The organism is Acinetobacter sp. YH12227, from assembly GCF_013417785.1.
Lineage (GTDB): Bacteria > Pseudomonadota > Gammaproteobacteria > Pseudomonadales > Moraxellaceae > Acinetobacter > Acinetobacter gandensis.
In genome coordinates this window covers 1-1,067 of record NZ_VPDH01000190.1, presented here as the reverse complement: position 1 = coordinate 1,067, position 1,067 = coordinate 1, and the positions used below count along the sequence as shown (strand labels likewise).

At 52.7% G+C, this 1,067-nt stretch carries 1 rRNA gene; it reads left to right on the top strand.

The features are described from left to right. Positions 1–1,051, top strand: a 16S ribosomal RNA gene (locus tag FTV09_RS17875); the annotation flags it as partial. Between the last annotated feature and the right edge of the window lie 16 nt (positions 1,052–1,067).

Genomic DNA, 1,067 nt, shown 5'->3' with positions numbered 1-1,067 from the left:
AGAATAAGCACCGGCTAACTCTGTGCCAGCAGCCGCGGTAATACAGAGGGTGCGAGCGTTAATCGGATTTACTGGGCGTAAAGCGTACGTAGGCGGCTTTTTAAGTCGGATGTGAAATCCCTGAGCTTAACTTAGGAATTGCATTCGATACTGGGAAGCTAGAGTATGGGAGAGGATGGTAGAATTCCAGGTGTAGCGGTGAAATGCGTAGAGATCTGGAGGAATACCGATGGCGAAGGCAGCCATCTGGCCTAATACTGACGCTGAGGTACGAAAGCATGGGGAGCAAACAGGATTAGATACCCTGGTAGTCCATGCCGTAAACGATGTCTACTAGCCGTTGGGGCCTTTGAGGCTTTAGTGGCGCAGCTAACGCGATAAGTAGACCGCCTGGGGAGTACGGTCGCAAGACTAAAACTCAAATGAATTGACGGGGGCCCGCACAAGCGGTGGAGCATGTGGTTTAATTCGATGCAACGCGAAGAACCTTACCTGGTCTTGACATAGTAAGAACTTTCCAGAGATGGATTGGTGCCTTCGGGAACTTACATACAGGTGCTGCATGGCTGTCGTCAGCTCGTGTCGTGAGATGTTGGGTTAAGTCCCGCAACGAGCGCAACCCTTTTCCTTATTTGCCAGCGGGTTAAGCCGGGAACTTTAAGGATACTGCCAGTGACAAACTGGAGGAAGGCGGGGACGACGTCAAGTCATCATGGCCCTTACGACCAGGGCTACACACGTGCTACAATGGTCGGTACAAAGGGTTGCTACTCCGCGAGGAGATGCTAATCTCAAAAAGCCGATCGTAGTCCGGATCGCAGTCTGCAACTCGACTGCGTGAAGTCGGAATCGCTAGTAATCGCGGATCAGAATGCCGCGGTGAATACGTTCCCGGGCCTTGTACACACCGCCCGTCACACCATGGGAGTTTGTTGCACCAGAAGTAGGTAGTCTAACCGTAAGGAGGACGCTTACCACGGTGTGGCCGACGACTGGGGTGAAGTCGTAACAAGGTAGCCGTAGGGGAACCTGCGGCTGGATCACCTCCTTAACGAAAGACTTGACGA